Annotated in this window: 19 protein-coding genes, 1 pseudogene and 1 riboswitch; of the genes and pseudogenes, 7 read left to right on the top strand and 13 right to left on the bottom strand. The window is 40.0% G+C overall.

The window, feature by feature from the left end; genetic code table 11:
* Positions 1 to 101: 101 nt before the first annotated feature.
* Positions 102 to 305, top strand: a pseudogene (locus tag MHN32_RS02475) (transposase domain-containing protein); the annotation flags it as partial.
* Positions 306 to 612: 307 nt separating this feature from the next.
* Here MHN32_RS02475 and MHN32_RS02470 read toward each other — a convergent pair.
* The 12 genes from MHN32_RS02470 to MHN32_RS02415 all read right to left on the bottom strand — a co-directional run bounded on the left by MHN32_RS02470 (position 613) and on the right by MHN32_RS02415 (position 16,358).
* Complete coding sequence (locus tag MHN32_RS02470; RefSeq protein WP_102056616.1) at positions 613 to 2,124, bottom strand: NAD(P)-binding domain-containing protein; 1,512 nt, start codon at positions 2,122 to 2,124, stop codon at positions 613 to 615.
* A 2-nt stretch (positions 2,125 to 2,126) separates the two neighbouring features.
* Positions 2,127 to 3,863, bottom strand: a complete 1,737-nt coding sequence (locus MHN32_RS02465; RefSeq protein WP_010604502.1) for an ABC transporter ATP-binding protein — start codon at positions 3,861 to 3,863, stop codon at positions 2,127 to 2,129.
* A 3-nt stretch (positions 3,864 to 3,866) separates the two neighbouring features.
* A complete protein-coding gene (gene darE / locus MHN32_RS02460) occupies positions 3,867 to 5,159 on the bottom strand; it encodes a darobactin maturation radical SAM/SPASM protein DarE (protein WP_010604503.1) in 1,293 nt (430 codons plus the stop codon).
* A gap of 12 nt (positions 5,160 to 5,171) precedes the next feature.
* The gene (locus tag MHN32_RS02455; RefSeq protein ID WP_102056618.1) at positions 5,172 to 5,846 is read right to left on the bottom strand and encodes an ABC transporter ATP-binding protein; all 675 of its coding nucleotides are present in this window, start codon (positions 5,844 to 5,846) and stop codon (positions 5,172 to 5,174) included.
* Positions 5,839 to 7,077, bottom strand: coding sequence for an HlyD family efflux transporter periplasmic adaptor subunit (locus tag MHN32_RS02450; RefSeq protein WP_010604505.1), 1,239 nt, complete (start codon positions 7,075 to 7,077; stop codon positions 5,839 to 5,841). The genes MHN32_RS02455 and MHN32_RS02450 overlap by 8 nt, the downstream gene beginning before the upstream one ends.
* An 8-nt stretch (positions 7,078 to 7,085) precedes the next feature.
* Positions 7,086 to 9,389 (bottom strand): darobactin export ABC transporter permease subunit, encoded by a 2,304-nt coding sequence (gene darB, locus MHN32_RS02445; RefSeq protein WP_239420817.1) that lies wholly within the window; start codon positions 9,387 to 9,389, stop codon positions 7,086 to 7,088.
* A 1-nt stretch (position 9,390) separates the two neighbouring features.
* On the bottom strand, positions 9,391 to 10,467 hold the full coding sequence (locus MHN32_RS02440; protein ID WP_010604507.1) for a hypothetical protein: 1,077 nt from the start codon (positions 10,465 to 10,467) through the stop codon (positions 9,391 to 9,393).
* A 65-nt stretch (positions 10,468 to 10,532) separates the two neighbouring features.
* The gene (gene darA, locus MHN32_RS02435) at positions 10,533 to 10,709 is read right to left on the bottom strand and encodes a darobactin family peptide antibiotic (RefSeq protein WP_157782782.1); all 177 of its coding nucleotides are present in this window, start codon (positions 10,707 to 10,709) and stop codon (positions 10,533 to 10,535) included.
* Between the two features lie 418 nt (positions 10,710 to 11,127).
* Positions 11,128 to 11,679, bottom strand: a complete 552-nt coding sequence (locus MHN32_RS02430) for a DUF4136 domain-containing protein (RefSeq protein WP_174169035.1) — start codon at positions 11,677 to 11,679, stop codon at positions 11,128 to 11,130.
* Between the two features lie 107 nt (positions 11,680 to 11,786).
* Entirely contained in the window at positions 11,787 to 14,564 is a 2,778-nt protein-coding gene (locus MHN32_RS02425; RefSeq protein ID WP_239420816.1) for an ATPase, read from the bottom strand.
* The gene (locus tag MHN32_RS02420) at positions 14,561 to 15,109 is read right to left on the bottom strand and encodes a hypothetical protein (protein WP_010371906.1); all 549 of its coding nucleotides are present in this window, start codon (positions 15,107 to 15,109) and stop codon (positions 14,561 to 14,563) included. Before MHN32_RS02420 ends, MHN32_RS02425 begins: the two co-directional genes overlap by 4 nt.
* Before the next feature lie 4 nt (positions 15,110 to 15,113).
* The gene (locus tag MHN32_RS02415; protein ID WP_206472742.1) at positions 15,114 to 16,358 is read right to left on the bottom strand and encodes a hypothetical protein; all 1,245 of its coding nucleotides are present in this window, start codon (positions 16,356 to 16,358) and stop codon (positions 15,114 to 15,116) included.
* Between the two features lie 156 nt (positions 16,359 to 16,514).
* Here MHN32_RS02415 and nhaD point away from each other — a divergent pair, with 156 nt between their 5' ends.
* The 4 genes from nhaD to MHN32_RS02395 all read left to right on the top strand — a co-directional run bounded on the left by nhaD (position 16,515) and on the right by MHN32_RS02395 (position 21,571).
* Positions 16,515 to 17,762, top strand: a complete 1,248-nt coding sequence (gene nhaD, locus MHN32_RS02410; RefSeq protein WP_174169031.1) for a sodium:proton antiporter NhaD — start codon at positions 16,515 to 16,517, stop codon at positions 17,760 to 17,762.
* A 145-nt stretch (positions 17,763 to 17,907) separates the two neighbouring features.
* A riboswitch (Lysine riboswitch) is annotated at positions 17,908 to 18,078 on the top strand.
* A gap of 88 nt (positions 18,079 to 18,166) precedes the next feature.
* Positions 18,167 to 19,513, top strand: coding sequence for a lysine-sensitive aspartokinase 3 (gene lysC / locus MHN32_RS02405; protein WP_239420815.1), 1,347 nt, complete (start codon positions 18,167 to 18,169; stop codon positions 19,511 to 19,513).
* A gap of 122 nt (positions 19,514 to 19,635) precedes the next feature.
* A complete protein-coding gene (locus MHN32_RS02400; protein ID WP_239420814.1) occupies positions 19,636 to 20,166 on the top strand; it encodes a DUF924 family protein in 531 nt (176 codons plus the stop codon).
* A 79-nt stretch (positions 20,167 to 20,245) separates the two neighbouring features.
* Positions 20,246 to 21,571, top strand: coding sequence for a sodium-dependent transporter (locus MHN32_RS02395; RefSeq protein WP_237116190.1), 1,326 nt, complete (start codon positions 20,246 to 20,248; stop codon positions 21,569 to 21,571).
* Positions 21,572 to 21,632: 61 nt separating this feature from the next.
* Here the strand turns inward: MHN32_RS02395 and MHN32_RS02390 are convergent, their stop codons facing one another.
* Complete coding sequence (locus MHN32_RS02390) at positions 21,633 to 22,433, bottom strand: DUF2989 domain-containing protein (RefSeq protein ID WP_095727874.1); 801 nt, start codon at positions 22,431 to 22,433, stop codon at positions 21,633 to 21,635.
* Between the two features lie 188 nt (positions 22,434 to 22,621).
* Here MHN32_RS02390 and MHN32_RS02385 point away from each other — a divergent pair, with 188 nt between their 5' ends.
* Entirely contained in the window at positions 22,622 to 24,067 is a 1,446-nt protein-coding gene (locus MHN32_RS02385) for a glyceraldehyde-3-phosphate dehydrogenase (RefSeq protein WP_010604517.1), read from the top strand.
* Positions 24,068 to 24,312: 245 nt separating this feature from the next.
* A complete protein-coding gene (locus MHN32_RS02380; protein ID WP_010604518.1) occupies positions 24,313 to 25,440 on the top strand; it encodes a M14-type cytosolic carboxypeptidase in 1,128 nt (375 codons plus the stop codon).
* Positions 25,441 to 25,561: the final 121 nt, after the last annotated feature.

The raw sequence follows: 25,561 nt of genomic DNA, 5'->3' as shown, positions 1-25,561 counted from the left end.
GATTCGGTAAAACGTGATTTTTTCATAGTTAGTCTCCTGCTTTAATGATTGCAGAAAACTCCAATTATGCATGTCTCATTTTATGGGAAGGTGACACTACCAAACCGTTCGTCATAGGGCGAAAGAACTGGCTGTTTAGCTTCACCACAAGTGGCGCTGAGAGTAGCGCAATCCTCTACAGCGTGATCGAAACAGCCAGAGCAAACGGCCACACCCCATTCGATTATGTGATGCATTGCTTAAACGAATTAACCCAGCCACAGTACGATATCAACAGTTTACTGCCCTGGCATGTTAGCCTCTAGGTGTAGTTAGCGGTACGCTTACGTTACTTGGGATGGTAAATACATATTGTTTAATCGAGGGATGGATAACGAGAATTCCAATGTCGACATCTACTGGATGGATGCAAAGATAATTAATGAGTTAAAAACCAAAAATCTAAGTAAGGAAGCATTATGAGTCGACGTTATATTTTGTCTCTATTATTTATGCTAAGTGGCGCTCGCAAAAGTCATGATACTAATGCAGTTGCAACAAGTAGCTAGATTGGCAATCCTATCAACGCAAGTAAACTAACGGGAACTCCTAGCTTACTTGCGTTGTTAATACTTACGCGAAATTAGATACAATTAGTTCCTTTATACCATTGTCCAACTTGCTTAAATCTTCCCATTCACCATAGATATCTTCTAACATATGAACCTCATCGACTAGCTCACCATTTTTATACTTGCTGACTACAGGATGTAAAAAGCCATGTTGAGAAAACTTGAGTTGCTCATCTTTATCACTTGGTATGCGGTAGCTAAATTCCAATCTAAAACCTGAAAATTGCTTAAACTGTTCCTCATTTTCGTAAACAAGTTTTGGGACGCTTTCAAAAAATTCAAAGCCACCATTTGGTTTCTTTGAATACAAATCATAAGCGTTCCCAAACAAAAACCAAATTGTGGTTGCTGATTTTATACGCTCGCTGATCTCATTGTATAATTCCGAAGAAGAATCAAGTTGCTTTCTACTTTGCTGGGCTACAAGATTCAATTTCTTGATAATTATTTCAGATAATGACTCCGCGTTATGCCTAATTCCGTGTATAAAAGGAGTTGAGGAATCTTTGTAGTCATTGCATTGCATATTCGCTCCGCAAAAAAACAGATTCGGAATATTACTACTTTCCCATTTATGATTAAGCTTAGGAAACATGTTTTTCAAGCACAACTCAGGAAAAGTACTTGGTGCGTAGTGATCGAAGTTACACTTAAACCCTGTACAGTTTATGACGTAATCATAAGTGTTTTTTTCTGATTCTCCATCCTCTGAAAAAATCATATCTACCAAATACTGCCCAGAATCTAACTGTTCAATTGATGCAATTTTTCCGTTTAAGATCGCGTTTTGCTGTTTCAAGAAAAAAGTATCTAGAAACGCCTGATTCACTGAGCGTAAATGCCCGGGGTAGTGGCTGACCCAAGCAAAATTGAAATCATCTGGGCTTATTAAATGGGTGTTTGATGAGACTTCTAATAAGCTATCAGCTGTTTCAAATGCCGAGTTACCTTTCCCTAATATGAGTACTTTCTTATTTGTGAATTGAGCTACGTCGTTATTCATTTCTGTATAGGCTATAGAGTGCTCAATGCCTTTTATATTAGGAATGTTGAGTTCGCCGATCCCTGTGGCATCAACTAAGATCTCACTTACATATTCTTTACCGTTACCATCGACGACTGTAAATTGGTGGTCGTCTTTTGTAACCTTTGCAACGTGGGTTTCGTAATGAATAGGTAACTCGTACTTTGTCGCGAATTCACCAAGGTATTTCACAAGGTTGTCCGCACTCGGATAGTAAGATTTATCAAAGTCTTTAAAAGAAAACTTATCGTCGCCATTTAGTAGTGAATTCCAGTCCCATCTAAGGTTCTTCTCTTTATTATCAAAGCCCGTGTTTACCTTATTTATCGATATCAATTTACGATGGACTGGATAAGTTTCAAAGAAGCTTCCTGCAACTTTTGCACGTTCCAAAACAATATGGGACACATTTACTTTGTTAAGATAATAGCTTAATTGTAAGCCCGCAGGTCCAGCACCAATGATGATGACTTTATAATTTAACTCCATTCTCAACACTCCTTTTGTAAGGTTTCGGGGTTTTTGCTTATTTTTCTAAAGTGTTCATTCTTTATTATATTTTGTGGCGTATCAGTAGCCACGATCTGCCCGCTATCAACTACGATAACCTGATCTGAAAGGTAGATGCTATTTAGGTTATGTGTGATTATTAGTACAGTTTTATTTTTTGCTATTTCTTTTAAGTGACTATGAAGACCGGATTCAGTGGCGAGATCGAGAGAGTTTGTAGCTTCATCTAAAATGAGTATATCACTGTCTGAATATAGCGCTCTTGCTATCGCAAGTCTCTGTTTTTCTCCACCAGATAAATTTGCGGCATTCAAGGTGACTTCGCTATTAAAGGTAAAGCCATTGCTTTGCATGACGACATCAAAGTTTGAGAGCTGAGACACTCGCTTGAGCTTTAACTCGTCGACATTATCAAAACTGAGTTGTAGAGTGATATTTTGCCAAAGTGGTCCACTGAAAAAGAAAGGATCTTGTTCGACCATCGTGACCTTTTGGTGAGTCGATTGTGAGTTTTTTTGATTCTGATGAATGAGAATTTCACCTAGATAGCTTTGATATAAACCCGCAATTAGCTTTATTAAAGTGCTTTTCCCGGAGCCAGAGCGGCCGATAATAGAGTAAACTTTATGCTCTTTAAATTTATGCGTTATAGCACATAATGATTCAGAATCTGCCTTTTGATATTTAAACGACAGGTCGGTTAATTCAATTTTATTGTGTGTTGACGTATCTTTGGTGGCGGAAGCTAGTCGTTCAGCGGGCTCTTGATTTAGTAAACTATCTAAGCTGCTAACTGCGTTTCGAGCCTTCGTTGTAACGGAGTTTATGTCACTTATTGAGGCGAAGGAGTACGACATCAGTAATAATACCATAATGAACGCGACTAATTCTCCCGACGCCATTGAACCTTCTATGACATTCAACCCGCCTACCCACAAAACAAAGATCACGCTAGAGAAACTGCCCAAAATGATTAATCCAGATACAATAGATTCTAAAGAATGAAGTCTTTTAGTTGCATTGTAGACTTGACTCGCTCCCGATTCTATTTGTTCTCCAAGTAAGGCTTCCATTCTATGGATTTTTATTGATTGTATACCTGATAATGATTCAATGATTGTCGAGTTTAGATTAGCAACGGTTTCCCGTTTATGGGCGTTGGCCTCGGAAACTCGCTGGCTTACTTTAAAAATGATAAGAATAACCAGCGGAACGGTGACTATTGAAAGCAAAGTCATGTACAAACTGGTGGCTAATAAATAAATTAGGCCACACAATAAAGTGCCGGAAGCTTGAAAGAAAATGCTTAAAATAAAGTGGACGTAGGTGTTTATAGCTTTAACATCATAGTCGATATTAGAATAAAGCTTGGAAGGGGAAGTAACATCAAATAACTCTTGTTGCTTATATAGCATTCTCCCCATTGCAAAGCTAAGTAGTTTATTGCTTAGCATTTCCTTTATATCAAATACGAGTTTTTGCCTCAAGCCATTCGAAAGCACGAATGTAATTAATAAAAGCAAGATAAATGAGACAAAATAGTTTAAACGTTCTCTCGTGACTGACTCTTGAAACAGTAGCTCAACAGTATAGGCAATGCCAAATGAACTGATGACGACTAAAACATTAAGTACAGCCACAATGAATAGCGTAAAGTGCTGTTTCGCACATAGAGTTTTAAGTTTTTGAAAAACAATACCTTCTGGGATAAATATCATTCTTTATATTGACTCTTCGATAACTCTAAGTAATTTACCAGTTCCACAACATTTATCATTATAGTCTTCGACATGGCGAGCATTTATCACTCTGTCATGCGGACAACCACCATTACAAATTGAGAACCATTCACACTCTCGCATACGATCCGTCGCGTCAATTTCTTCTTTTACAGATGCTTGATTATGATTTGACTTTTCGAGCAGGGTGGCTAGATCTGAATTTAGAAGTGAGCCGTAAATACTGCCAATATCTCCAACATACTTATCACAAGGTGAAACATCACCGTTTGGTTCGACAGTGATTATTTCTTGAGAGCAATTTCCTGCCCAATAACAAGCGGAAAGTTGCTTAGTTTTATCCGATAAAACATCGATAAAATTTTCAAACATTCTGATTCTAACTTTGTCTTTGTAGTGCCCGTACCAAACACGATAAACGCAGCTTAAAAATTCAATGTATTCTTTGTAGCTAATGTAGGCATTACCGATATCATCACCAGGCTTTGCTCGGTTATCTGGGACGATGTTCAGAAATTCTATGTCATTTAATTCAATTGAGTGTAAATAGCTTAAAAGTCGTTCAGGATCTAAGTTGTATACATCTTTGTCGACGACTATTAAAGCACCGTAGGCTATACCATGATGCTTAAGCCGTCGAATTCCTTCAGCAACCTTAATGCTGGTTGGTCTTCCTCGGACGTCAAGTCTCCGAGTATCATTGATTTCTGGTACACCATCAAAGCTAATTCCCACGGACATGCCAATGCCTTTTAAGAAAGTGAGCCACTCATCCGATATATTAACTGCGTTTGATTGCATAGTATTGGTGATGAAGTGATCTGGGCGTCTAAATTGTTCTTGTAACCAAATCAACTTTTTGAAGAACAATGGTCTAAGAAGTGTTACTTCTCCACCGTGCCAAACAAACTCCACTCGAGATACATTTGGGATTGCTAATATTCGTTTAACAATTGAAACGAGGTTTTCGAATTTTATAGATTGATTTGGTCCTTCTGCCCACGAATGGCAATATGTACAGCGTAAGTTGCATAGACGTGTAGCCTTGAGTACAACTACAACTTTACTTGCTTTTAGTGGCTTTGCTTTGAAATCGCTTGCTTTTTCTTCTCTGAAAAGAGCTAATTCTTCATCGTCTAAAATATCATAGTCTTTGATCTCACCAATAAGTTGAGATGCTAAGCGAGAGTACTGATAATCACTCACTTCTATGTCTACGGTTTCTTTACTGTTTTCTGCAGCATCAATAACTTTAATAGAAATATCACCGAGCATAATTTATTTTCCTTAATTAACTAATTCACCATCAACCATACTTACTCGCCTACCTGCAACACTTGCTGCAGCAGCGCTGTGCGTTACCATTATGATTGTAGAAGCGCTTGTGTCATTTACTTCCAGCAGTATATCTAAGACCCGCTGGCCAGTTTTTTCATCCAGATTTCCCGTCGGTTCATCCGCAAGAATAATACTTGGTTTGCACGCCATTGTTCGGGCAATCGCAACCCGCTGTTGTTGACCGCCAGATAATTGACTAGGGTAATGATCTTTCCTCGCAATTAATTCCATACGCTCTAATTCTTGCTCTGCCAGTCCTAGTCTATCTTTGTGTGGCACACCCCTAAATTTGAGTGGCAACATAATATTATCCAACACTGATAGGTCAGGGATTAAATTGAAAGACTGGAACACATACCCCAAATGTTCTCTTCTGTACTTTAATTTCTTTTTTTGAGATATCGCTGAAACATCAAAACCATTTAAATGTAAACTACCGGAGTCAATATTCGAGAATAATCCAATTGCGTTGAGTAATGTTGATTTTCCTGAACCTGACTTTCCTGTAATGGCAATAAATTCACCTTTATCAACTTGTAGAGATACTTTATTTAAGGCAGTAGTTTTAATTTTATTTGTATAGAAGTGCTTACACACGCACTCAAGTTGAATGACGCTATTCAATGTATAATTCCTCCTTATATTTTTTGTTCCAATCTAAAATTACGACGCTTTTACCTAACACCATAGGAGCATCAATCACTACTCGATCCCCAATCCTTTCCTTAATAAGGATAGGAGTCCTAATAGCCTTACTCTGTTTATCCGAGTGAAGATATACGAATGTGGTATCACCTTTTTGAAACGTTGCTTCGGCTGGAAGTGTAGGTAGGATATTCTTATCGCTATTGGCAAGTTCTATTTCGACAGATTGGCCGACTTTAATGTTACCTTGCCATTCATCGGTATTTGGCATCTCAAGGTTCATTTTGAACTTTCCCTGCTTAATTAATGGGAATATTTTTAATATCTTTAAGTTAATATTTTTATTGTCTATCTTGGCTGTAGCTCTTGTTTCTTTATTGATTCGCTCTAGATAAAATTCATTTAACTCTACTTCGATTAAGTATTCACCCACCATATCTAGGGAAGCAAATTCTTCTTTAGGCAATATCTGTTGTCCTGACTCGACATCAAAGCCAACAAGGTTGCCTGTGATAGGGGCCCTAATAAGAAGCTGCTGCTCGCTCTCCTGAAGCTTGAGTAGCAAACTATTTAGTATTTCCACCGTTTCACCAATCTGCTTTAGCTGATGTGTAATTTGATTATGTTGTGATTGGTAGTAATTAGTCAGAACACCTTGTTTCTCTTTCCATCGAGTCAGGTTACTTTTTATGTCTTCTACATCTGATTTTTGAGAAAGATTCTTTTCTAATAACCTGAGTTTTTGATCTAGTTCTCTTTCAAGTACATCTACGTTATAAAGGGCATCTTCTAATGACAGCTTTGAAGAGGTAAGCTCACGCCTCAAATTTAATCTCATATTTTCCAAATTACTAATCTGTTCTGATATTTGAGCCATTTTTTCTGTCAACTTTAATGTGTAGTCATAGTTTTCTAGCTCTAAAATAACATCTCCCTTTTCTACAAGTGTATGTTGCCGATTGATAAAGCTTTTTACTCTGCCGCCAATGTCAGAGGACAGCTTGATAGATTTCATCGGACGTATCGTACCTATAGATGTAATTGCTGAATGAGAGTTTGTTACGGCAATAATTTTTGCTTTTTCATATGGTATACTTGATATCGACTTGTTGCTGTGGAATAAAAGAAAGAAAAAGATGAATGTCATTAATAAGAAGAACGCTACTATCTTTTTACGCTTACCTTTAGGGTTTTCTATTATAGTGTCCATTTAAATCTTTACTGCCTCTCTAGATACTTTTTGCTAACAACAAAAAAGCTAAGAATTATCACGCTGATGAAGATGGCTGCGATGGCCATAGAAGAAAATATATAGCTCGTAAAACCAAAGGAGAAGTTATCAGATATCAAAAGGTTGTCTTTAAGAATATAATAACCAATGCAAGTTCCAACTAAAGAAGAAAAAGTATATAAATAAATATTGTTTTTTAGGGTGTAAGAAAAGATATCTTTCAATCCAGCTCCTAGTTGCTTCATTATATCTAGAGTGTAACTATTACGCTCTACATCAACTAAGCTGTTGGCAATTGTATTTAGGGAAATCAAAACTATGTTCAGAGCGACAACCCAAAGTAAATAATTTGCGATTTTTGATAAGTCTGAATACTCTGACTCAAGTGCTGCATAGCTTGAGCTAAAATCTAATTTATTATTTATGCTTATACGATCGACAATTCGGTTAGAAGTGTTAAGTAATACCGATGTTGCTTTCTCTTCATTAAGGACAATCATAATAGGATCATGAAATGGTTTTACCTTACTTAAAAAAAAGTCACTAACTACTTTAACTATTTCAATTTCTTCTACGCCATTCCCTAAGTCAGCATAAAATTTATGCATTGATAACTTTTCGATAGGAATATTGTCATATAAATTTGCGAATGCTTGAGTTACTACAACCCTTGTCTTTCCATTTATATGGCTGTCATAATTTGAGTGAATGATACTGTCTAAGTCTAGCGGATTTAGACCAAATACTTTTATAAATTCTTCACCTGCATAAAAGTAGTTAATTGGTGTGATACTCTGATCTATTTTTTGTTGTGCTGTGGAAACCGTGACAAAGTGTGATGATTTATCAAATGGGTGCCAGCTAGCTACAGCAGAAACTTCTCCATATTCGGCATTGATTTTATTTCTCAGTGTAATAGGACTTACATCATTAACACCATCTAGCTTTATAAAGTGGCTTTTTGCGATATCGTAGCCGTAGTCGGCCTTTTTTTCGGTAAACAGTTCATAAGTTAAGCTAACTGCGATAAAAATTACAATAGAAGTGATTAACATCTGAAGAAACACAGTGACTTTTGTAAGCCACATTGTTTTTAGTCCTGTCGATTTGGTGATGGACTCATTGCTTTGATACGATAGAACTCTCTTAATAACAAACACATTAGATAGAGTGTATAGGGATGTAATTGTTATTATTATCAAGGATAATGTAAATAATTTTTCCTCTGTGTTGATCGTAGATAAAATATCAAACTCACCGGAAAGAGGTGGGAGGATAAGGTAAAATAATATAGCTGATGTGATATTGGCTATGATAAGAGAATTTTTGTTTTCTAGTAGAGAAATAAAGATAATCTGTATTTCGCTACCGCCAATGCTTGTTAATGTCTTTATACGATCTAATTGAGAGATTTTTATTGAGATTATCGAGCTTAAAAATCCAACGGTTCCAAGAATGAAAGAAAATATGCAGATTCCAAAGATTAGATATAAGCTTGATTTTGAAAATGTAATTCCAAGCGCGTCAGGGTGATTCTTATCATAATGAAGATCTGAAACTGCTCTTTTTGAAAGGTTAATAAATGAACTTGGGGTGAAAGGCGCCCCAGGGATCTGCGGTGCGTTACTACTAACGATTTTTTCTAGATCTAGGTCATTTCTGTTTACCAGTTCGACAAATAGATGAAGATGAGTGTCATACCAATCAGTATAACTTTCTTTTATTTTTCCATTATATAAATGATCGAAGTTAACAATCACATCTGGTTGGATTGATAAGGTGTCATCTATTTTTATTACTTTCTCTATTCTATATAAACCAGTATTGTTTATTTTTATTGTTTTTCCAATTATTTTACTCTTATCTTCCGCTATCTTTTCAGCGAGCGTGGACGAGATGAAAGCTCCACTTATACCCAGCTCTTCAGAGCCTAGATTTAGCATGAGTTGTGCAGTTTTATCTAATGCATAGACTTCAGTGCCTTTTAATTCTATATCATTATATAATATAGTTATATTCTCACGATAAACTTTGCCTACCCTTTTTACAGCTTGATCTTTTTCTAATACAGGTATAAGTGCAGCAGGCGCTTTAGAGCTTACCACGGTTTCACCGGATGGTAGGTTAAATTGGGTTTCAATTTTATATATGTCGCTGGAAAGTCCAGAATTTATAGAGCTGTCTGCTAGAAAAAAAATAAACATCAATCCAAGTAAGACAGCGCCCAGTGATAAAGATAAAACCCCAGTGACAGCGGAAAGTGCTTTTCCATCGCTCAATAGTTTAGACATCTTAACTACCTAAACTCTGCAAATTTTTGAGCGTGTCGAATAGTCTTTGTTCTATTTCAAACTTTGAATCAGTGATAGCATCTAAAAAGCTTGATGATGAAAAGCCTCTAGATGCTTGTTGTAGATAATAATATGCATTATCTGAAGGCTCATAAGCATACGCCTTTCGCCAGAAATTCTTCAAACCATACCAAGTGTAACAGGCTTGAATATAGGTATTTGGATCTAACATTCTACCTGTCCAAGGCGATTTGATGATACGAGAGTGAAATTTTGTTGGTAGACACGGCTCATACAATTCAGCTAGGTCAAATAGATTATGTGTCATCTCATGAACGATAGCATCGGCAATTGTTTCAACACTCACCTCACTAAGATTAGGATTAATCAAGACAATTAAGCCATTGCTAATATTAGTTGAAGCACAGTTAAAACGATTTTTTGTCTTATCAAACCGGATTGCTATTGAGCAAATGCTCTCTTTTAAAATTGTGTAGCACGGATCTGAAACCGCTTTTATGTAATCTAGCGCATTGTAAATTTTTGGAGTCGAGCATTGAATAAGCTCTGGAGTAATGCCCGTATCGTCCCAAGGAATATCTTTTTGGACACCTCTTGCTAGGTCACTAAAGTAGTCTAGAAGAATGTTTGAGTCGGGATGAACATTTTGATTTTTAAACAGTTTATCTGAGGATGCTTGATAACCAAGATTACCGCGTAAGTTCCAAGTGACTGAGGTTTCATCAATGAAATCACTTTGGATAATATAGTCAGGGTTAAATTCCAAGAAAGAAAGTTCTGTAATTAGTAATCTCTCTATCGTTGATTGATATTTTTCATCACCACGGCGTGCGATCAATGTATTCCAAAATCTTGGTAATTTTAAAAGCTGGTACAGATCATTAGTTGACAGTCTTTCAGAGAGCTTATCAAACAATTCTGAGAGCGGTTTGTTTGATAATACCTCTTTCTCAATGATATCTATCATTAATGTTAATTTACATCGCGTAAATATCTCAACAAAGGAGTCGTTCTCAAACTTCAGACAACTGGGTAATTCGCTCGTTAAAATATTCATAACATTCGTCCTAAATAAAGCTGTTAACACTGCACATCTTTAACAGCTAATCAACCAAAAGGTGGTTACTTCTCGAACGACTTAGACCAGTTCCAAGCGGTAATTGGTGGAGCAATCGCAATGCTATCAACACGAGATTGGTCAACGTTTGCAATATTTAGTGTTTGATCTGAAAAGCTAGCTTTTAACGCATCTAGTTTTTCTGCAACAGAAATTTTTTCTTTTGGTGCTTCAACGATCATTTTTAATTCCTTCTTAAAAGTTAAATTATACCTTGAGGATACATCCTCGAAATATTTGTACATTAAATGATAATGCAGTGTCAAATTTTTTATTTTGACTTGTTAGAGTGTGACGTTGGTTTGCACTTATTTTCTTCAACTTAATTCTTTGTAAGTCATTGGATTGTAAGTGTTTATTGGTTTTTTATTTGATGAGCCTAGCTTGGGGCATGGCGAAGCTTACGCTGAGAATGAAGTTGTGTTGAATTTATGTTAATTTTATGGGTTTGTTGGTGGGCTGTTTGGCTATTTTTAGAGTTTGCATTATGGTGATAGATTTTTGGAAGATGTAGATGTAGATGTAGATGTAGATGTAGATGTAGATGTAGATGTAGATGTAGATGTAGAAGTGGAGTAATACATACTCCACTTATAAAACTTAATGCTGTGCTTTGGGAGGGAAGTTAGCCAATAGTTCTGAGATGGTTTTGTTTATTGACTCTGTTCTTTGATCTGGTGATTGGTTGCTACGTAAGCGGCCTTCTTTTGCACCGCGCCAAACTAACTGGTTAGACGCTTTGTCTACCATATCTAGTACTAGCGTGCCCACTTCATATTCACGTGTTGTGGTCTGTGTTTGCCAGCCAATACCCCAGTAATTCCAACGCGCACCATACGTGGTGTGAAGCGAGTCAGATTCAATTTTTGTATCAACTGATGCGTGATAGTTAACCAGTAAGTCAGCCGATTGCGGATCGGTGAGGGTGAAACCTTGTTTGCTCATTTCGTTTTGAATGGCACTGCGGATCCGCTTTTCCATTAAGTCATTGACTTGGTATTCACGACCATTATTTTTTAGGTCCGCTTCGGGTGACCAAGCATAGGTTTTATAGTTAGCGAATTGTACAGACTTATCATAATCCCAATCAGGGGTTTTGGCGCAGGCCGCTAACATCAGCGCCAAAGTGGCGATAACAATATTCTTAAACATGTGTCTTTACTCCTTAGTCGGATGTTTGCTCTACCTTAACGTGTTAAGGCGTTAAATGGTAGAGACAAGCATCCTTTAATAATTGTATCTAAGACATTAACTTGAGATTAATGTTCCACTTCTATCCAGTCTTTTTCATCTACCCAGTTTTGGCTACCTTGTGCAACACTGCGGATCGGCACTAGGTAGTCACAGCTGATCTGTGGTTTCACCGATGCAAAAATTGGCACAAACCCAAAGCTTAGTGCGGTTTCGATAATGGCCTTTTGGTTTTGTGGGTCGATATCCGCAGCTTCATCGATATAAATTGGGATACGATACATCGCTTGTTCTTGATCAGATAACAGATAACGAATAAATAGCATGCCACATAAAAGCTTGATGGTGATCCGTGTACCGTTTGAGCCGGCCGAGTCAATTTTATCGAAGTGTTCAATGTCACCCGCGCGGTTGACCACTTCAAAGCGAATGTCAAAGAGGTCGGTTAACATCAATCCCGCTTTATCACTTGCAAGTTTGATGATGTGATCTTTCGCCTCATTAACGGACTTTTCTGAGCTAGGCTGCTCGCTGAGTAAGTCTAAGCTTTCGCCTTTTTCGTATAAATCTGAAGTGCTGATAATGGTGTCTATGCTATCGATAAGCATTTTACGAGGGATCACATTAATCTTAAACGCTTGCAAGTTAGAGATACGATGCTGGCTTATGCCTTTGTTAAAGCTGTTCATCTCTCGGCGTAAGCGGTCTAAGTCTTGACGCAGTCCTTTAATGGTTGCGGCCACTTCAGTGAGCGCCACTCGTGCTTGTTTATCGACGGCATCTCGTTCGTTATCTAGGTTGTGATACGCGCTGATCAGCTTTTGATACTTAATAGTAACGTCTGACTCGTTTTCAAACTTAGTGATCCCAGCATTGTAGATATGCAAGTAGGTATTACGCACATTAACGTCTAAGTTTCTAAGCTCATTACAGTCTTTATTAAACTGGTGGGTCACTTCAGACAGGTTATCAAAATCTAGGTTAATTTCTATTTCATACGGTGCCAGCTTACCCGAATATAGGTCTAGTGTGTGGTCGATACGTTCTGACTTCACTTGCTTTAGGCGGTCGGCTTGGCGCACCAACAAGTCTTGCTTGCTTTTAATGATAGAGCGGCGATCTGAAATCGAACCGGCATTACGCTGAATATCATGTAAATATTCATCAACTTGCTCACGTTCCATCTCTAGCTGCTCTTTTAGTGCTTGCTGAGCATCGACGGATTGCAACATGGTTTGATATTGCTCAAAGCGTTTCATGGCCGCTTCGGTAGCCATTAGTTCATCATATAGAGCATCACGTTCTTTTTGTTTTTCAGCGACGTTTGCGGCGACTTCACGCTGCTGCTTTAAGTCGTTAAGCGACTGTTGTAGTGACTCCAGCTGTGCTTGCAGTTGGGCTTTGTTCTCACCGCTTTGCATTTGTACTGGACTCAGTTTTTTCAACTTAACGGTAGCACCAGGTACTTTAAGCTCACCACCTTGAACTGACTTAGATAGGGACTCCAAAAATGCGCCAAAGGCATCTTCGTCGGTGATATCAATTTCACCTTGAGAGGTGGTTGAAAACGATAACAAATCCGGATTCAAGATCCGTGAGATCTCTTCCACTTCTTTTAAAGAAAGATCTTCACGCATACGAGTAAACAGGTTGAACTCAAGGTTCTTGAGTTGCAGTTTTAAACTCTTAATCTGCTTTTGTGTTTCGTTGATGCGGAAATCAAGGGTATGGAGACTTTGCCCCTGTGCACTATTAATAGAGAAGGAAAGCTGCTCATATTCCTTTTTCAACAGAGTTAAATTGGTTTTAAGCGTTGCATGATTCGTTAGTTCAAATTCACGTTTTAACGCGTGGAAATCAGTAAACCATTGTTCTATTTGGGTTTGTTTACGCTCGATATCTCGAGACTGTTGGACGTACAGCTGCTGCTTAGACTCAAATTCGCGCTTTTCAGCTTCTATGTCTTCTAGCTGTGTTGCCAGCTCTGCAATTTGCTCGTTGTGATAGTTATCATATTCAACCAAAGCTAAATCGAGTTTCGGTGCGTAAGCCGCCAGTTTACCTTTTAATACCGCCTCATTTTCAAGCATTTTCTCAAGGGCTGAAATTGGCTCTTGCATTGACTCCAGCGCATTTAGTTCACGACGCGCACGGTTAACCTTATCAAAAGCGCGACGCCAGACTTCATAAAAATCGACTTTCGAGTTCGACATATGGCGTTCGAACACCTTGAGCATAAAGCGCTTTACGTCTTGTGCACCGAGTTTGTGCAGATTCAAAATACGACGGAATATTTCTTTATATACAGGCGCATCTTGGACATTATTCAGTGGGATCATCTTCAGGTTGATATCGCCATCAAATGGTGTGGCACCACCTGTGAGCAGGGCATTAAGTTCTTGTGCTTTTAGCTCTACAGGCTTAAGTTGTTTTTCCTGTAAGTGATTAAATAGCTTGGTGTACTTGATGATACTTTTACCCTGGGTGTAATCATCAAGATTCAGTTTGCCTTGATAGCAAAAAAACTGATGCGCGTAGCCGGCGATTTTACCCAGTCCCGCAACGCCAATGACCACATCGCCGTGGGGGAGGTTGGCTTCAAGCAAAATATAGGATTGATCAGAAGAGAAGTAGAACTTACGCGTTTCTTCTAAATCGTGGCCATCCCATTCAGTCAGTCTTAAATCGTTGATAAGTGGAAACTGTAGCGCATTGATCACCGAGCTTTTACCGGTGTTATTCGGGGCGCAGATAGACGCACTTTTATCCAGAGGAATGACACACTTAGCGTATCCGGCGGTATTTAATAATGCGAGTTTACTTAGGCCGTACAACTGCTCGCTCATAGCTCGTCCTCAATATCATATTGTTCTTCGTTTACTTCCATTAGCGCATCAATGTAGCGATAAATCGGTGCAAGTAGCATAAAGCCTTGCTCAACCTCACGGGCTAGACCCAGTCTCACCATACGTAAAAACACGTCTTTTCTGAGATCTGAGCCCGAAAAAATCTCCAACTGGTCAAAAAGATGCTTATTGAGCTGTACTATGGTTTGCATTAGCTCTAAATCGCAGCTTTCATCAAATAGTACGCGAAGCGGATCTTTACCTTGGTTGGCATAGTGCTCAATTAAAATATAAATGGTTAGGGCAATCGCACGGGAAATTTTCCCCATATTTGGCGTGCTTTCATCGCTTGCCAAATAATAAAAACCACGGGCATCGTGCTGTAAATCATGGCCTAAGGCTGAAAATAGCGCTTGATAGCTATCAATTTGCTGATCTAACTCTTGCCAAAGGGTAGTGTCTTGCTCACTGATATGATACCCGCTCACCAGTTTTTTATTAATGGCTTGGAGTTCATTGAGCATGTCTAAGTTAATTGTCGTCATAATGCTAATCTTGTTTTGCTTTGGCACTAAATGGATATAAAGAGAAGGTATGCGATGCGATAGTGATCTTACTCTTTTGTTGCTCTTGGCTAAGTGCCAAGTCAGATTCGTTGATCAGTTTTTGATAAAGGAACAGCATTTCGTCTGCTTCAAGATCAGGGTAGCTATCGCTTAAAAAGCCCAATAGTGCCTGGCGCTTTTTACCGGTTTGTTGAAATCTCGTTTTTACCGAGTTGTAATCTGGAATGTTAGGGCTTTGATAAGCTGGCACATCGTCGTGATCGGGCAGCTGATATTCTTCATGCTCAAATTCAACGAGACTTGCCATATATGCGACCATGTGACGCTTTTGCCCAAGGTTAAAACGTTGAATGTCTGACACAAATTCTGGTTGAACTGGTGAGAGTAAACGGTCAACACCGCGCTTTCTAATTTGTCCAAGGACTTTAGAGGCTTGCCGCGTAATGAGTGTATTGCGGCGTAGCTCTTCACGTAACGGCATGAGGAGATCGGCACTGCGGCTTAAACTTTCTCTACCAATGAGGTGCATATCTAAAATGCGTGTTCTGAGCTGCTCCAGCATGCGTTTGTCTGCAGCACCACGGCCTAATTGTTCAATCTCGTCAATTTGTTCACTGACCTGAAGCTCTATTTGATCGAAGCAGCGTTGGAAAGGGCCATGAATATCGACCATTTCCAACATAGGTTCGATATATTCGTCAAAAGCTTCTAATACGGCTTTATATCTCATGCCAAGAGACAGCGTTGAGGTGTCAGACTTTGCTTGTTCAACCAAGTTCATGATAGCGCTTTCGTTATGCTCGAACAGCTTAACAATTTTACGAACGCGTTCGTCCATAATGCGGCTAAAGCGGCGTAGCTCAGAGTAGTCAGCCTCTTCACCGGCTTGTGCGATGCGATTACCTAATCTTTCTAAGTCTTTTACCAGCACCGTGATCTCTTCCGCTAAACCGAGGCTTTCTTCTTGTAAAAGAAAGCTGGCGAAGTCAGCGATTGCACGGTTGATTTCTAACTGTGAAGATTTAGCTAAAGGAATAATAATTTCTTGTTGGAGTAATCGATTGGTTTCTTTATATATTCGTTCACTCGACCAGCTAGAATTTTTCTGCTTTAGGATGTTTTGTACATCTTTTAGACTGAAATCTGCGAGCTTAAATCGTTTAAAAAGTAGCTCGAGTACGCTCCAGTGTTCATTTATCGTATTTAATAATTTTTTTGCTGGGATCATAACTTTCCAGTGTGTAGTAGAGAAGTTTCATCACCACTTCATCAAATTGTCACAAAATGTTTATTGTACGTGGCATGGGGCCTGCGATGGTGCTAGAATCCGCCCCGAAATCGAACCCACCCCTTGTTACATTTAATTACAGGTTGTTTGCGCATTATGGTCACGCCCATTATTCTAACCCTGATCGCCATCGCTTTTATACTCATCGTTATAGAAGATATTATTCACGTAAACAAGGCCAAAACAACGCTTTTTTTTGGTACTTTATGTTGGATTATCGCCTTTATCTCTCCAATTCATGGTCAAAGCCCAGAAATTGTACAAATTGAACTAGACCATAACATTTTGGAAATCGCGACGCTTTGGCTGTTTTTAATGGCTGCCATGACGTTTGTGGCCTACTTGAACTCAAAAGGGTTTATCCAAAATATTGTTCACCGGATCATGCCAACCCATATTAGCGAACGCAAGCTAATGTTTTTGGTCGGTGCTTTTGCATTCGTATTTTCGTCAATATCGGATAACATCACCGCGACGCTTATTTCATTAGCTGTAGTCATGTCTTTGAAATTAGACCCGAAAAAGCTAATTAGATATGCGACATTAATCATCTTCAGTGTTAACTCCGGTGGGGTATCATTGATCACCGGTGATGTAACCACCTTGATGATATTTTTGGCCGATAAAGTAACCATCCCTGATCTGCTTTTACTAATTGCCCCTTCTATTTTTAGCGTATTTATCTTAGCTGCGATGCTATCAATCGGCATGAATGATAAGATCATTTTTGAAAAGGCTGAATTACGCAGAATTGAAAAGACCGATATCACCATTGCGCTCATCTTCTTATCAACCATTTTTGCTACGTTATTCTTAAGCGTGCAATACCATGTACCGCCGATGCTAACTTTCTTATTTGGCTTGTCTTTGATGTTCTTAATGGCGCAATTCTTGATGCGCAAGAAAGACGTTAATAAGAAAATCATCGACTATATCCGTGAAATTGAATATGACACCTTGTTGTTCTTTGTGGGTGTGCTCTTATTAGTTGGCGCGTTGAAAGAGGTCGGTGTACTGTCTAAGTTTACCGATTTATATCTGCATCTTGCACCGGAATACGCAAACTACTTGGTCGGTTTAATGAGTGCGGCGGTAGATAACGTGCCTTTGACGGCTGCGCTATTAAAAGCAGATATTACGATGACTCCAGCGCAATGGCTAACCTTTACTTATGCGACTGGGGTTGGTGGCTCTATGCTTATCATTGGTTCTGCAGCGGGGATCATTGCAATGAGTAAGGTTAAAGCATTAACCTTCTCAAGCTATCTTAAAATGAGTATCTACCTGCTTATCGCATATACCATTGGATATAGTGGCGCGTATTTCGCGGGTCAGCTTATTTAAGACCAATGGATTTAATTTTTTAGCGCTTTGGGATAAGTTTTTCATAAATAACTTGACACCTAGACGGCTAAAAGATAATTTTCTCACATCGCCCGCATTTATTGCGGGCTTTTATTTTGCTTTTATTCAGATTAACAAAGGCAAAATAAACAGAAGAGGCGCGATGCTTAGGTAGTTAGTGTGAGGTGACGAGACCAATGACCACTAGTGAGGGAAGTATTCGCCGAGGAGAAAAGTTGCTCGTCGCAACGATTCTTCGGTTTACGAGGCTGAATCCTCGGAACTGTCACCGTATTGGTGGAGAGCTTCTGGCAAAGGTCATTTCAAGCGTTCGTCTTTTTAGAAATCCCATGCCGAGTTCTCCTTATAAAATTTGACTGTGCCAACAGTCGAGAGGAGAGAAAATGAATTCGCAGTATGTTGTAGCCAAATTTGGCGGTACCAGTGTCGCTGACTTTGAGGCTATGTCTCGTTGTGCTCACATTGTTCGTGACAACCCAAATGTTCGAGTGGTCGTTGTGAGTGCGTGTGCTGGCGTAACCAATCACCTTGTAACGCTAACCCAACAAAAGGAAGATGAGGCCGGGCGCAAAGCGGTTGTTGCAGCGGTTGAAAACATACAGCAAGCGATTATCGACCAAGTGTCTTTGGATGCTGATCTTGTTGAGGGTTACAAGCAAACTTTCAGTGAATTTGAAAGCCTTGCGAGTTTACCTGCACTTAGCAGACAGCAATGCGATGAAATGTTGAGCTTTGGCGAACGTTTTTCTTCTTATTTGTTTACCCAAATACTACGTAATAACCAGGTTCAGGCGTCGCGATTTGATGTGCGTAAAGTGCTTAAAACAGATAATCAATTTGGTAAAGCGAATCCGAATATTGCAGCTACGCGTGAAGCTGCGCAAACCAATTTGGTCGCGCTACTTGGCGACACAGTGCAGGTGACGCAAGGGTTTATTGGTAGTGACCAATACGGCCAGACGACTACGCTTGGTCGTGGCGGTTCTGACTATAGTGCTGCATTGTTAGCAGAGGCAATTGACGCGTCAAGTGTGCATATTTGGACCGATGTCGTTGGTATTTTCAGTACCGATCCGCGTTTGTGTGTAAAGGCTAGACCTATTCCTCGTTTGAGTTTTGATGAAGCGGCAGAAATGGCGACATTTGGTGCTAAGGTGTTACATCCCGCAACGATATTGCCAGCGAGTCGTAAAGGTATTTCAGTATTTGTTGGTTCAAGCCGTGATCCGCAAGCGGGTGGCACTTGGATTGAAAAAGAGAAAACGGCGCAAGCAGGCATTCGCGCAGTGACACAACGCAAAAACCAAATACTATTGACGTTAAAGAGCCCTGAAATGCTTCTTGCTAGCGGCTTTTTGGCTCGTATCTTCACCATTTTAAGCAATTACAATATATCGGTTGACTTGGTAACGACTTCGGAAATTAGTGTTGCACTTACGCTGGATAATGCGCCGAATGCTTCTCGACCAGAGTTAGAACAAGCTTGTTTGGATGAACTTGGCGAGTTTTGTCATGTGACCGTTGAAAATAATCTTACTTTGGTGGCCATGATAGGTTCTGAGATCCAGTTGAAGAAGTGCCAACTTAACCTGATGGATGTGTTGTCAGAGTTTAATATTCGATTGATATGCCATGGTGCGAGCAAGCACAATCTGTGCTTTTTAGTTGAGCAGCAGGAGTCAGATCAGGTCGTGCAGTCAATTCATGCTAAATTACTAGAGGTTGCGTAAGTGAATTTATTGTTTTTTAGGAACTAATAAAAAAGTTGCATTATTGAGTAATGGATGGCACTTTGTTTATAACGGTTAGGGTCTGCTGACCATCAAGTTTGTTTTTCCCTAGGAGTGCCATCATGAATTATAAAGACGTCTACGAATTCTGGTTTGTTGAATGCACTGAATCAGATTGGTGGAAGAAGTCTGTGGACTTTGATCGCATCATAAAAAATCGCTTCGGTATTTTGCACCAAATGGCGCACCAAGGTGAGCTTTCGAGCTGGAGAGCAACACCACTTGGCGCGCTGTGTGAAATCATTATCTTAGATCAGTTTTCACGCAATATATTCAGAGACACTCCAGAGGCGTTTGCCAGTGACGCATTGGCGCTAAGCCTCACCCAACACGCCATCGAAAAGGGCTACCACCGCCAGCTCAACGATACTGAATTGATGTTTTTATATCTACCTATGATGCATAGCGAAAGTCGCATCATCCATCGTGCCGCAGATCATTATTTTCGCGACCTGCCCAATTATGATTTTGAAGTCGCGCATAAAAAAATTATCGATAGATTTGGCCGTTATCCCCATCGAAATGAAATACTCAATCGCGATTCAACAGAAGAAGAAATGGACTTTCTAGAGACGCCCAACTCGAGTTTCTGAGGCACGGCTCGAACCTCTCGCATTTTTAGCGGAAGTACGTATAATCGGCCGTCTACAAAAATAATGATTGATTACAGACATGGCTCATACGCGCGATGGATTTCAAAGCCGACTTGGCTTTGTGTTAGCAGCAGCTGGTGCGGCTGTTGGACTTGGTAATATTTGGGGATTTCCCACACAAGCCGCAAACCACGGTGGCGGTGCATTTTTACTGGTTTATTTTGCGGTAATTTTCTTACTCGCATTACCTGCACTTTACACAGAATTGTACTTAGGCCATCAGGCACAAGCAAACCCAGTTAAAGCACTTAAGACAGCCTGGCGTGAAGGTAATCCGAAAATAGGAGCCGCGGCGGGGTATATCGGCCTTGCTGGTGCTATTGTGATGCTCAGCTTTTACTCCATCGTGGCTGGGTGGATGCTGTCTCATGCACTTGATCCTCTTGCGCAAATGGCTGAACTAGATGCTGCACATCAGTTTCTTAGCGGTGATTCGATGCTGAGAAACTTTATCTTTACGCCACTAATGTTAATTTTGACTGCGAGCATTATTCTTAAAGGCGTAAAATCAGGCATAGAAGCTTGGTCGCGCAGACTTATGCCGTTGTTACTGGTATTACTGCTTTGCCTTATTGGCTATATGGCGACATTAGACGGTGCAGCAGAAGGGTTTAGAACGTATTTAGTTCCGGACTTTTCAAAAATTAGCGATCCTGACTTGATCATTGCGGCGATGGGGCAGGCATTCTTTTCGTTGTCGTTGGGTGTGGGCTGCATGATGATTTATGGCTCGTACTTAAAACCGAATGAAAATCTACCTAAGCTGACGTTTAGTGTTGCAATGCTAGACACCAGTGTCGCATTTTTGGCCGGTTTACTTATTATCCCTGCAATATTCGTTGCGCAGCAAAATGGTGTTCAAGTATTTCAAGACGGCAAATTAATCGGTGAAGGCCGGTTGATTTTTGCCATTTTACCCGAGCTATTTGCCAATATGGGTGAAATGGGATTATTAGTTAGCCTGACTTTCTTTGTGCTTATGTCTATTGCGTCGGTAACGTCTACCATTTCTTCAACAGAAATTCCGGTATCTTTCTTGGTTGAAAACCATGGCTTTCAACGTAAACAAGCGACTTGGTTGGTTACGTTAGTTATCTTATTAGCATCGAGCACGATTATTCTAAACTTTGATTGGTTGTTCGAATTGGTGATCAGTCTATTCACGCAATATCAGCTACCATTGATGGGGCTGTTCTACTTTATTACTGTTGGCTGGGTTTGGAAGCGCGGTAATCAGCTCCACTTAGAATCCCGTGGTGCACATTACTGGTTTGCTCAGTACGTTAGATTTGTTTGCCCAATCTTAATGACCGCGGTATTTATTAACGTAGCACTGGCAAAGTAGTGATCATTTATTCTCAAAAACGGGAAGCATTGGCTTCCCGTTTTGATTTTTATAACTAAGCTCAAAAATCTCGTGGGGAAACAAACTCCCCAGCTTGAATGCTTTCGTAAGTTCTTTGCGCCAATGAATCTAAGTTGGCTAAATCTTTGCCCATTGAAGCCAGTTGGTTTGTTACTGGAATAATATCAATATCTTCAACCCCAGAAAGCTGGGCCACTCGGGCAAAAGTGTATGCATGCTTATACTTTTCGTGTTTGTAGAAAATACTGACTAAAGATGAATAGACTTCTGGGTTAGGGGTATGACCTCTTTTATTCAGCTCTAATACGCGGTAGAGAATATCAACGGTTTTATCGTCATCTACTTTGGCATAAAACTCTGCGAGGAAAAGCTGAATTTCGGGATCGTTTTGGACCCTAGGGTCGTCTTGCATATTCAGTAGCTTGTTCATTGCTGTGCGATCACTGTTACGAGACCAATGATAATAGAGCAGGCCTGGGTGGTTACTGCCTTTTGTTTCATTGTAAATACGCGTCATTTCTTTTAGTGCGGTGAGATGACCTTCCACTCGTGAAGTGGTTTTTTCTTTTAACTTGATGTGCTCAATTTTGGCGGCGCGAGAAACACATTGGTTGTAGCTTTCTAAATTTTGCAACAAGTCATATTTGTTTTCGTCCGTTGGAGACTTGTATTCGTGGTAGCGCGCGTAAATTAGCGACGCACGTTCGTCTTTACAGTGACTGTCTTTATTTAAGTCTTCACAAAAACCAGGCGTTTCGCTACACACTTGGTTCAAGGTTAGGGTGTCGTCGCAACCAGCAAGTAGTAACGCTGCAAAGACTAGCGACTTTTTAAACGCCATAGTTTGACCTCAATGATTTTTTATAATTATAGGGGGTTACGCCCGAATAAACAGGGTAGAGCTAATAGTTTACTAGTTTAACGCAATGAATTGTTCGGTAACAGTGGAGAATCACGGCAGTTTAAATTAGAATAGCCGTGCCCATTCGGGCTATCCGTTCAAAGAAAATTGTTTATTAGGCAGAAAAAATGACCTTATCTCACGAGCAAGAATATCAAAACAGCTGGCAAGAGCGTCAAGATTATGCAGAAAGCATGCAACCCCTAATCGGTCGTCTATACCGTAACAAAGGCGTTGAAATCTCTGTATACGGTCGTCCTCTTGTGAGCGCAAGCACCATTGATGTTATCAAAGCACACAAAACAGTAGCACGCTTTGAAGAGCGTAAACTACGTCTTCGTGAAAGCTTTCCATTCTTAGAAGTGATCAGCAAAATGGAATTAGCACCAGGTCGTGTTGACCTTGGTAAGCTAGCTTATGCCTACATTTATAAAAATGCAGGTGAAGGCCGCTCAATCGAAGAGTTTTTAAATGCAGAACTTGCAGAATTACTAAACCAAGGTGCACGTCCAGAACCTCGTGACGTCGTTCTTTATGGTTTTGGTCGCATTGGCCGTTTATTAGCACGCCTACTTATCGAACGTGGCGGCTCTCACGCTGATTTACGCCTTCGTGCAATTGTTGTTCGCGGTGGCCGCGATGGTGATCTCGAGAAACGTGCAAGCTTATTGCGCCGTGACTCAATTCATGGTCCTTTCAATGGTTCAATCACAGTAGACCATGAAAAAGGTGCGATTAAAGCAAATGGTAACTACATTCAGATTATCTACGCAAACTCACCTGAAGAAGTGGATTACACAAAATACGGTATTGAAAACGCGCTTATCGTAGATAACACAGGTGTGTGGAAAGACGAAGATGGCTTAGGTAAGCACCTTAAGTCGATCGGTGCGTCTAAAGTGTTACTTACAGCGCCAGCTAAAGGTGACATCAAAAACATCGTTTATGGTGTTAACAACTCAGACATTCAGTCTGAAGACAAGATTGTGTCTGCAGCAAGCTGTACAACTAACGCAATCACACCGGTATTAAAAGCACTTAACGACAAGTTTGGTATTAAGAATGGTCACGTTGAAACGGTTCACTCTTACACCAATGACCAAAACTTGATCGACAACTACCACAAAGCTGAGCGTCGTGGTCGTAGTGCAGCATTGAACATGGTTATTACTTCAACTGGTGCTGCGAAAGCGGTTGCTAAAGCACTTCCAGAGCTTGCTGGTAAACTAACTGGTAACGCAATTCGTGTACCAACACCAAACGTATCAATGGCAATTCTTAACCTAAACCTAGGTAAAGAAACAACTGCTGAAGAGCTAAATGAATTCCTTCGTGAGTCCTCACTTTACTCTGAACTACGTGACCAGATTGACTACACTGCATCAACAGAAATCGTGTCTACTGACCTTGTGGGTAGCCGTTATGCAGGTGTGGTTGACTCAAAAGCAACCATCGTTGATGGCGACCGCGTAGTACTTTACGTATGGTACGATAACGAGTTTGGTTACAGCTGTCAGGTTGTACGTGTAATGCAAGACATGGCGGAAGTAAAATTCCCGAGCCTACCTCGCTAACACGAAATTTACGATAAAAAGCCAGCACCAGCTGGCTTTTTTAGTTTTTGAAACAAATTGGTTGTGGTAGGCTTGCAAAGATAGGTCAGCTACAATTAGCTAACAAAAAGTTACACCTTAACTTTGTGCAAAGGCAGGCACAGTATTACCTCTTTTTGAGGCTTAATATTGTTCTAGACTGAAGCAGAGTTGAGTATGGTAACAGTGTATTTACACAACAGTTTTTAACTTATTTAGGGAAACCTATGCGCATTACGAGTAATTTCGATAGTGGTAATATCAAGGTGGTAAAAGCAGAATCACCTGCGGATATTCAACTAGAAATCAATAAAGACAATGAGTCTGACTTTTTTCAATGGTTTCACTTTAGACTTGAGTCTACGCCTTTTTTAGAGCACAAAATTCATATCAACCAACTACTAAACTCAGCGTACCCTGAAGGTTGGGATGACTATCATGCGGTTGCATCTTACGATCGTCAAACTTGGTTCCGTGTGCCAACCCGTTATGAGAATGGCACATTAACTATCGATTTTGAGCCTGAATGTGCTCATACCTACTTTGCTTATTTTGCTCCTTATAGTTATGAGCGCCATTTAGACTTAGTCTACTGGGCTCAAGCCCATGATGCGTGCGTTGTAGAGACGCTAGGTCAAACGCTTGATGGCCGTGATATGAGCTTACTCACTATTGGTGAGCCGTCAGATGAGAAGAAAAAGATTTGGATCACGGCGCGCCAGCACCCAGGTGAAACGATGGCAGAATGGTTTGTTGAAGGTCTACTTCACAAATTATTGGATGACGAAGATCCACATTCCGCTGCACTGTTATCGAAAGCGGTATTTTATGTCGTGCCAAATATGAATCCGGACGGCAGCGTTCGTGGTCATCTTCGCACTAATGCAAAAGGCGTTAACCTTAACCGTGAATGGCAAACCCCGACACTTGAGAACTCACCTGAAGTTTATTATGTATTAAATAAAATGCATGAAACTGGGTTGGATATGTACCTAGATATTCATGGTGACGAAGCACTACCGTATAACTTCGTTGCGGGCAGTGAAGGTATTCCGAGTTATGATGAGCGCCTACAGCGTTTGGAAGAGTCTTTCAAGGCGGCACTGTTAACTATCACACCTGAGTTCCAAGATGAATTTGGTTACGATAAAGATGCACCGGGTGAAGCAAACCTTACCGTTGCTTCGTGTGCTGTTGGTGAAGCGTTCAAAGCGTTGGCTTATACCGTTGAAATGCCGTTTAAGGATAATGCAAATCTGCCGGATCCATACTTCGGTTGGTCAGACCGACGCTCATATCAGTTTGGTCAAGACACCTTAGCTGCAATCTTAAATGTGGTTGACGACTTAAGATAAGCTTAAAGACGGGTAATCACCATATTGATTACCCGTTTATTTTTGTGCGTTTAAAAGAACAACAAAATAATATTTAAAAATAATAAGGTAGAACACCTCAACAGGGTGTAATAACAACAAT

Origin of the sequence: Pseudoalteromonas sp. Of11M-6 (genome assembly GCF_022347905.1) — a bacterium.
Lineage (GTDB): Bacteria > Pseudomonadota > Gammaproteobacteria > Enterobacterales > Alteromonadaceae > Pseudoalteromonas.
The sequence above is the reverse complement of the archived record's forward strand: the minus strand, read 5'-3'. Positions and strand labels throughout refer to the sequence as shown.

Excerpts from the sequence above, each read along its gene's own strand:
- MHN32_RS02395 (WP_237116190.1), top strand. The coding sequence starts at position 20,246 with ATGGCTCATACGCGCGATGGATTTCAAAGCCGACTTGGCTTTGTGTTA.
- darB (WP_239420817.1), bottom strand. The coding sequence starts at position 9,389 with ATGTCTAAACTATTGAGCGATGGAAAAGCACTTTCCGCTGTCACTGGG.
- MHN32_RS02400 (WP_239420814.1), top strand. The coding sequence starts at position 19,636 with ATGAATTATAAAGACGTCTACGAATTCTGGTTTGTTGAATGCACTGAA.
- MHN32_RS02465 (WP_010604502.1), bottom strand. The coding sequence starts at position 3,863 with ATGATATTTATCCCAGAAGGTATTGTTTTTCAAAAACTTAAAACTCTA.
- MHN32_RS02385 (WP_010604517.1), top strand. The coding sequence starts at position 22,622 with ATGACCTTATCTCACGAGCAAGAATATCAAAACAGCTGGCAAGAGCGT.
- MHN32_RS02430 (WP_174169035.1), bottom strand. The coding sequence starts at position 11,679 with ATGTTTAAGAATATTGTTATCGCCACTTTGGCGCTGATGTTAGCGGCC.
- lysC (WP_239420815.1), top strand. The coding sequence starts at position 18,167 with ATGAATTCGCAGTATGTTGTAGCCAAATTTGGCGGTACCAGTGTCGCT.
- MHN32_RS02415 (WP_206472742.1), bottom strand. The coding sequence starts at position 16,358 with ATGATCCCAGCAAAAAAATTATTAAATACGATAAATGAACACTGGAGC.
- MHN32_RS02390 (WP_095727874.1), bottom strand. The coding sequence starts at position 22,433 with ATGGCGTTTAAAAAGTCGCTAGTCTTTGCAGCGTTACTACTTGCTGGT.
- MHN32_RS02440 (WP_010604507.1), bottom strand. The coding sequence starts at position 10,467 with ATGAATATTTTAACGAGCGAATTACCCAGTTGTCTGAAGTTTGAGAAC.
- nhaD (WP_174169031.1), top strand. The coding sequence starts at position 16,515 with ATGGTCACGCCCATTATTCTAACCCTGATCGCCATCGCTTTTATACTC.
- darA (WP_157782782.1), bottom strand. The coding sequence starts at position 10,709 with ATGATCGTTGAAGCACCAAAAGAAAAAATTTCTGTTGCAGAAAAACTA.
- MHN32_RS02450 (WP_010604505.1), bottom strand. The coding sequence starts at position 7,077 with ATGGACACTATAATAGAAAACCCTAAAGGTAAGCGTAAAAAGATAGTA.
- MHN32_RS02420 (WP_010371906.1), bottom strand. The coding sequence starts at position 15,109 with ATGACGACAATTAACTTAGACATGCTCAATGAACTCCAAGCCATTAAT.
- darE (WP_010604503.1), bottom strand. The coding sequence starts at position 5,159 with ATGCTCGGTGATATTTCTATTAAAGTTATTGATGCTGCAGAAAACAGT.
- MHN32_RS02425 (WP_239420816.1), bottom strand. The coding sequence starts at position 14,564 with ATGAGCGAGCAGTTGTACGGCCTAAGTAAACTCGCATTATTAAATACC.
- MHN32_RS02470 (WP_102056616.1), bottom strand. The coding sequence starts at position 2,124 with ATGGAGTTAAATTATAAAGTCATCATCATTGGTGCTGGACCTGCGGGC.
- MHN32_RS02380 (WP_010604518.1), top strand. The coding sequence starts at position 24,313 with ATGCGCATTACGAGTAATTTCGATAGTGGTAATATCAAGGTGGTAAAA.